This is a genomic window from Protofrankia sp. Cr2, assembly GCF_963555885.1.
GTDB lineage: Bacteria > Actinomycetota > Actinomycetes > Frankiales > Frankiaceae > Protofrankia.
Genome location: NZ_CAUVXG010000044.1, coordinates 35,129 through 42,090, shown reverse-complemented (window position 1 = coordinate 42,090; position 6,962 = coordinate 35,129). Strand labels below are relative to the sequence as shown.

Annotated in this window: 8 protein-coding genes and 1 pseudogene; 1 reads left to right on the top strand and 8 read right to left on the bottom strand. The window is 69.1% G+C overall.

The window, feature by feature from the left end:
• From U9978_RS18000 to pyrR, 4 genes and pseudogenes are all read right to left on the bottom strand, one after another.
• Window positions 1-697: pseudogene (locus tag U9978_RS18000) on the bottom strand (hypothetical protein); the annotation flags it as partial.
• Window positions 694-2,061: a dihydroorotase gene (locus U9978_RS17995; protein ID WP_322762300.1), complete on the bottom strand. Its 1,368-nt coding sequence runs from the start codon at window positions 2,059-2,061 to the stop codon at window positions 694-696. The gene U9978_RS17995 and the pseudogene U9978_RS18000, both read right to left, overlap by 4 nt.
• Window positions 2,062-2,107: 46 nt before the next feature.
• Window positions 2,108-3,028, bottom strand: coding sequence for an aspartate carbamoyltransferase catalytic subunit (locus U9978_RS17990; RefSeq protein WP_322762306.1), 921 nt, complete (start codon window positions 3,026-3,028; stop codon window positions 2,108-2,110).
• An 88-nt stretch (window positions 3,029-3,116) separates the two neighbouring features.
• On the bottom strand, window positions 3,117-3,716 hold the full coding sequence (gene pyrR / locus U9978_RS17985; RefSeq protein WP_322762299.1) for a bifunctional pyr operon transcriptional regulator/uracil phosphoribosyltransferase PyrR: 600 nt from the start codon (window positions 3,714-3,716) through the stop codon (window positions 3,117-3,119).
• 312 nt (window positions 3,717-4,028) lie between these two features.
• Here pyrR and U9978_RS17980 point away from each other — a divergent pair, with 312 nt between their 5' ends.
• A complete protein-coding gene (locus tag U9978_RS17980) occupies window positions 4,029-4,529 on the top strand; it encodes a transcriptional regulator (protein WP_322762298.1) in 501 nt (166 codons plus the stop codon).
• Between the two features lie 239 nt (window positions 4,530-4,768).
• On the opposite strand, the gene nusB is transcribed toward U9978_RS17980, so the two are convergent.
• The 4 genes from nusB to U9978_RS17960 form a co-directional block, all read right to left on the bottom strand.
• Entirely contained in the window at window positions 4,769-5,176 is a 408-nt protein-coding gene (gene nusB / locus U9978_RS17975; protein ID WP_322762305.1) for a transcription antitermination factor NusB, read from the bottom strand.
• Window positions 5,173-5,736, bottom strand: a complete 564-nt coding sequence (gene efp, locus U9978_RS17970; protein ID WP_322756091.1) for an elongation factor P — start codon at window positions 5,734-5,736, stop codon at window positions 5,173-5,175. Before efp ends, nusB begins: the two co-directional genes overlap by 4 nt.
• Before the next feature lie 90 nt (window positions 5,737-5,826).
• Window positions 5,827-6,270 carry a type II 3-dehydroquinate dehydratase gene (gene aroQ / locus U9978_RS17965; protein WP_416211021.1) on the bottom strand — a complete coding sequence of 148 codons (444 nt, stop codon included), beginning with the start codon at window positions 6,268-6,270 and terminating at the stop codon, window positions 5,827-5,829.
• Between the two features lie 24 nt (window positions 6,271-6,294).
• Window positions 6,295-6,962, bottom strand: a 668-nt coding sequence (locus U9978_RS17960; RefSeq protein ID WP_322762297.1) for a 3-dehydroquinate synthase family protein, incomplete at its 5' end; no start/stop codon positions are given.

Genomic DNA, 6,962 nt, shown 5'->3' with positions numbered 1-6,962 from the left:
GTGGGGCGGGGCGGGGCGTCTGGGCCGCCTGACCGGCCGCCCGCGGGCGCAGGCGCGACACCGCCCGGCCCATCGGCCGCGGCCTGGTGATCTCACCGTCGGTGGGTCCCGGTGCCGGCCCGATCAGGCCGTGCACCGCCCGGACCACCTTGGGCTGCCGCGCCCGGTCGTCCCCGCGTAGGCCGGTCTCCAGCTCGTGGACGCCCAACGACCAGGCCAGGACGATGATGCGCCCGGCGCCCGCGACCTTTCCGGCGTGCGCCCGCTCCAGCCGGGCGCCGCGGACGGCGTCCCGCGGAATCCAGAACGGCTCGCTGCCGGTGCGGTCCACCTGAATCCCACCCTCGAAGACGGTCACGTACGCGTCCGCGCGTCCACCGAGCCCGCGGGCTGTGATCCGGTCGAGCCAGTGTCCGGCGTCCACCGTCCCCAGGTAGAGACCCTTGAGCGGCGCGGCGAGAACGGTGCCGGTCTCGCCGGGAACCGGGGGCAGGTCGGGAAGGTCCTCCTCCTGCCGCTCGGCCCGACGGCGCCAGGTTCGGCGCATCCCGCCGACCGCGGCCACGAACAGCAACAGGCAGCCGAAGGCGAACAGCAGGTGCATGCCCAGACGGTCGGGACCTCGTTGCGGCGCCGCAGCCACGAAACCGTCGGCGGTGGCCACGAGCGAGGCGGTGAAGGTGAGATGGTCGGTCATACGATCTTCCCGTCGAGCACGGTGGGACGCCCCCGCAAGAACGTGGCCTGGACGCGTCCAGGCAGGTTGCGGCCGGCGTAGGGGGTGTTACGACTGCGGCTGGCACACGTGGCGGGATCCACCGTCCAGCGGGCCGCCGGATCGACCAGGACGACGTTCGCCGCGGCTCCCGCGGACAGCGCCCCGGCTGTGTCCCACGACCCGTACGTGCTCCGGGCACTGTGGCCTGCGGGCAGGCCGCCGATCCGACCGGGGGCGCCCGCCATCCGGTCGGCGAGCCCGGCCCAGTCCAGCAGTCCCGTCTCCACCATGGTCATGATCGCGATCGACAGTGCGGTCTCCAGACCGAGCATCCCGGGACGGGCGGCAGCCCACTCCGTCTCCTTGTCCTGCGGGGCGTGGGGGGCGTGATCGGTCGCGATGCAGTCGATTGTGCCGTCGGCGAGCCCGGCCCGCAGCGCCTCGACGTCGATGGCGGTCCGCAGCGGTGGGTTGACCTTGTACACCGGGTCGTAGGTGGTGGCCAGTTCGTCGGTGAGCAGCAGATGGTGCGGGGTGACCTCAGCCGTGACCCGCCAGCCCTTGGATTTCGCCCAACGCAGGATCTCCACCGAGCCCGCGGTCGAGACGTGACAGACATGCAGCCGCGAGCCGACATGGCCGGCCAGCAGCGCGTCCCGGGCGATGATCGCCTCCTCGGCCGCGGCCGGCCACCCGAGCAGACCGAGCCGTGCCGACACCGCACCCTCGTTCATCTGCGCGTCCTCGGTGAGCCGGGGCTCCTGGGCATGCTGAGCGATCACCCCGTCGAATGCCTTGACATACTCCAGCGCCCGGCGCATCAGCACCGCGTCGGACACGCAGTTGCCATCGTCGGAGAACACCCGCACCGCCGCCGCCGACGAGGCCATCGCGCCCAGTTCGGCGAGACGGGTACCGCGCAGCCCCTCGGTGACCGCGCCGACCGGGCGCACATCACAGTGCCCGGCGGCCTGGCCGAGCCGCCAGACCTGTTCCACCACGCCAGCGGTGTCCGCGACCGGCTCGGTGTTGGCCATCGCGAACACGGTGGTGAAACCGCCCAGTGCCGCAGCCCGGGTGCCTGAGGCGACGGTCTCGGCGTCCTCCCGGCCCGGTTCGCGCAGATGGGTGTGCAGGTCGACCAATCCGGGCAGGGCGATCAGGCCGTCCGCGTCGAGGACCTCGGCGCCGGGCGCGCACAGGCCCGGCCCGACTTCGACGATCACCGGACCGGCCAGGAGCATGTCGACCGCGGCGGCGCCCAGCGGCCGTACGCCGCGCAGGAGCCAGCGTCCGTCGCCGTTGTCCGAATCGAACGCGACGACGTCGGCGCGTTGCGTCATGAAGCGGCCTCCAAAGCGAACATCTTAGTGGTCGGCGGGGACCCGGTCACGCCACCTCCCTGGTGCCGCCCAGAAGCAGATACAGAACGGCCATCCGCACGCTTACACCGTTGGCGACCTGCTCGAACGCGGTCGAGCGGGTCGAGTCCGCCACATCCGATGCGATCTCCATGCCGCGCACCATCGGCCCCGGATGCATCACCAGCGCGGATGGCGGCATCGCCGCGAGCCGGTCGACGTCCAAGCCGTACCGGCGGGTGTATTCCCGCTCGGTGGGGAAGAACGCCGCCGTCATCCGCTCCCGCTGAACCCGCAGCATCATGACGACGTCACTCTTGGGCAGCACCGCGTCCAGATCGTAGGAGACCGTGACCGGCCACCGGTGCACCCCGACGGGCACCAAAGTGGGCGGAGCGACCACCGTCACAGCCGCTCCCAGGGTCGACAGCAGCCACATGTTGGACCGGGCCACCCGCGAGTGCAGGATATCGCCGACGATCGTGACGGACAGGCCGTCGAGACGGCCGAGGCGGCGCCGGATGGTGAACGCGTCGAGCAGAGCCTGGGTCGGATGCTCATGGGTTCCGTCCCCGGCATTGAGCACGCTGCCACGCACCCAGCCGGCGAGCCGGTGCGGAGCGCCGCTGGCCGGATGACGGCACACCACCGCGTCGGCGCCCATCGCCTCGAGGGTCAGCGCCGTGTCCTTGAGGCTTTCGCCCTTGGAGACACTCGATCCGCGGGCCGAGAAATTAATCACATCAGCGGACAGCCGTTTGGCTGCGACCTCGAACGACGTCCGGGTGCGGGTCGAATCCTCAAAGAACAGATTGACCACTGTCCGACCACGCAGAGTCGGCAGCTTCTTGACCGACCGGTCCGCGACAGTCGCCATGTACTCGGCGGTGTCGAGCACGAGCAGGGCATCGTCCCGGCTGAGATCTTCAGTGGACAGCAGATGGCGCATCACCCGGCCAACCGCCGCGGCACGTGTCGGCGGGCTCCGCCGCCGGCATCCGGTCGAGGATGGCGCCACCTCGCGCAGAACGAGCGGTTCATCGACCCGCCCCTTCCGAGACAATCATCACGGCGTCGCGGCCGTCGATTTCGGTGAGCCGGACCGCGACGGCCTCCTGGCGGGAGGTCGGCATGTTCTTGCCCACATAGTCGGCCCGGATCGGCAGTTCCCGGTGACCGCGGTCCACCAGGACCGCGAGCTGTACCACCCTGGGCCGGCCGAACGCGGCCAGCGCATCGAGAGCCGCCCGCACCGTGCGCCCGGAGTACAGGACGTCATCGACGAGAATCACCGTCCGGCCGTCGATCCCCCCGCCGGGAAGGTCGGTGACCTCGAGCGGACGGACCGCGCGAAACCGCAGGTCGTCACGGTGCATGGTCGGGTCGAGCGAACCCACCCCGAGTTCGACGCCTTCCACCGCGCGTACCCGGGCGGCGAGCCGGTGGGCAAGTGGCACCCCGCGGGTGGGTATCCCGAGAAGCACGACGCCGTTTCCGCCGGAGGTCTTCTCCAGGATCTGATGAGCCATCCGGGTGAGTATCCGGCCGATGTCGGCACCGGAGAGGACCGTACGGACGGCGCCATGGCCGGATGTCTCCGGACCGGATGAGGACCCGCCCGTGGCAGCTGTGGCCATGGCTATGTCCCTCCTTCCCCGCCTCACTGGACGGTCCTTAAAGGAGCGGTCCGGATGACGGTATCAGGCACCTCAGATTGTCACTGCAAGTTACATACTTGGAACCCGGCGCGTATGAACAGCTCTACGTGGGGAAGTTCCCACAGCCGTAGCGCCTAGTGCGATCGGAGTGCTACAGAAAGTGGTACAAAGAAAGTGTCAACACGACCCCCCTGGTGTCGAGCCACAACCGACCCGGGACTACTATGGGTAACCACCGGAGGCAAGAGCCCCGGTTCCAACTGATCGACCACGACGGGAGTGGGCACTCCGATGTCCGACTATGCGAAGGCGCTCGGTACTCGGCTGCGCGCAATACGCACCCAGCAGGGGCTCTCGCTTCATGGCGTCGAGGAGAAGTCGCACGGGCGGTGGAAGGCTGTCGTCGTGGGCTCCTACGAACGCGGAGACCGCGCCGTTACGGTGCAGCGCCTGTCAGAACTCGCCGAGTTCTACGGTGTCCCGGTGGGAGAACTCCTCCCCGAAGGTTCAACCGTGGCTCCCCTCGAGCAGTCGCCGCGCATCGTCCTCGACCTGGAGCGTCTTTCCCAGGTACCCAAGGAGCAGGGCGGCCCGCTCGCCCGGTACGCAGCGACCATTCAGAGCCAGCGCGGCGACTACAACGGCCGCGTACTCTCCATCCGCTACGAGGACCTGCGCTCCCTCGCCGTCATCTACGACACCTCACCGAGCAAACTCACCGAGCAGCTCGTGTCGTGGGGAGTTCTGAGCCCCGAGCAGGGCCAGGAAGCCGGCATCAGCGAGTCTGCCTGACCCGCGCACCCGCCAAAGGGCGCGCGATCATGCCTTTCGCGCGCGCCCGGCGGCGCTCCAGGGACAGCACCGCCAAAGGGCGCGCGATCATGCCTTTCGCGCGCCCGGCGGTGCTATGAGTACACGGTCGGTCCGGCGGGTATCGGGGGTTCCCGGCGGACCGACCTCAGAATCGATCTTTTTGATCGTGAATGGAACGTTCGCCCCGGCTCAGGGCGCCCGCGGACAGGACTGTCCGGCTATCCTCGGGCGCCCTTGAGGTCAAGCAGTCGTGCCAACAGGCCGTTGACGAAGGCCGGTGAGCGTTCGGTCGACATCAGCTTGGCGAGTTCCACTGCCTCGTCGATGGCCACCCCGTCGGGGATGTCCTCGCGCCAGAGCAGTTCCAACGCGCCGATCCGCAGGATGTTGCGATCCACCGGCGGCATCCGCTCAAGGGTCCACTCCTGCGCATGGTCGGACAGCATCTGGTCGATGTCCACGAGATGCTCGACCACGCCTTCGACCAGGCTGACGGTGTATTCCGACACCGGCGGGTCGGCCTGCGCGAGACGCTCGGCGAGCGTGTCGGTGAGACTGTTCCCGCGCATGTCGGCCTCATAGAGGATGTCGAGGGCGCGCTTGCGCGCCTTCGACCGCGCGCTCAGCTGGTCACCCTGCCGAGGTAGCGACCGTCCCTGGTGTCGACCTTGACCTTCTCCCCGGTGGTGATGAACAAGGGCACCTGGACGGTGGCACCGGTCTCCAGCGTAGCCGGCTTGTTACCACCGGTGGAGCGGTCGCCCTGCACCCCCGGCTCGGTCTCCGAGATGATCAGCTCGACGCTCGCCGGCAGCTCCACGTACAGCGGCGCACCATCGTGCAGCGCCACGGTCGCCGTGGTGTTCTCCAGCATGTAGTTCGCGGCGTCGCCGACGACGGCGGGCGGAACGGGCAGCTGGTCGAACGACTCGCTGTCCATGAAGACGAAGTCCGCGCCGTCGCGGTAGAGGAAGCTCATCTCCCGCCGGTCGACGGTGGCTACCTCGACCTTCACACCAGCGTTGAACGTACGGTCGACAACCTTGCCGGTCAGGACGTTCTTCAGCGTCGTGCGGACGAACGCCCCGCCCTTCCCGGGCTTGACGTGCTGGAACCCGATGACGCTCCACAAGGTGCCGTCGAGATCGAGTGTCATGCCGTTCTTCAGGTCATTCGTGGTCGCCACTGCGCGCAACTCTCCAGCCGGACCGCCAGGTTGGTCCGTTCGACAGACAGGAATCTCGCGCGAGTCTATCGCCACGCGGGACGCCTGACCTCAGCCGCCGGCGCGCGGCGCTCGAGCCGCGATCGCCCGCAGCGCGAGGAGGTAGGAGTCGAAGCCCAGACCGGTTATGGTCCCGGCCGCCACCGCGCTGATCACGCTGTGGTGCCGGAATGCCTCCCGGGCATGGGTCTGGCTCAGATGCACCTCTACCAGCGGTCCCCCGACCTGGGCGGCGGCGTCGCGCAGCGCATAGGAGTAATGCGACCATGCCCCCGGGTTCAGTACCACCGCTGCCTCATTGTCCGCGGCCTCGTGCAGCCAGGCGAGCATCGTGGCCTCGTCGTCGGTCTGCCGGCAGTCGACCTCCAGACCCAGTTCCGCAGCCTGCTCCTGACAGGCAGCAACAAGATCGTCATAGGTGCGGCTGCCGTACACCGCTGGTTCCCGCCGGCCCAGCCGGCCCAGGTTCGCGCCGCTGAGCACCATCACCTTCACGACCGGACCCTCACGACCGGACCCTCACGACCGGACCGTACCGACGGCCGCCGGGAGCTCCGAGGGCTCCCGGGCGACCTCGGAGAAGGCGGCCACGACCAACGCCGGGTCCGGATCCTCCAGTATGCGTGGCCGGGCCAGCGCGTCCAGGACCACGAACCGCAGCCGGCGTCCCCGGCTCTTCTTGTCCACCCGCATCGCGTCAAGCAGGTCCGCCCAGCGGTCCGCGCGGTAGGTCGTGGGCAGGCCGATACGTTCGAGCAGCTCGCGGTGCCGGTCAGCGACGGCGTCATCCAGGCCGACGGCGAGCCGGCTCAGGGATGCGGCGAAGACCATTCCGACCGACACGGCGGCGCCGTGGCGCCAGGTGAAGCCCTCGACCTTCTCGATGGCATGCCCCAGGGTGTGCCCGTAGTTGAGGATCTCCCGGCGACCGGCCTCCGCCGGGTCAGCCGCAACGACATCCACCTTGACCTTGATCGACCGTTCCAGCAACTCACGCTGATGGCGCAGACCCGTCGGGTCGTCATCGAGCAGATCGAGAATGACCGGGTCGGCGATGAACCCCGCCTTCACCACCTCGGCCAGCCCCGAGGCGCGCTCGTTGGCGGGCAGGGTCGCCAGTGTCGCCAGGTCACACAGCACAGCCAAGGGGTGGTGGAACGCGCCGACAAGGTTCTTGCCGGCGTCGA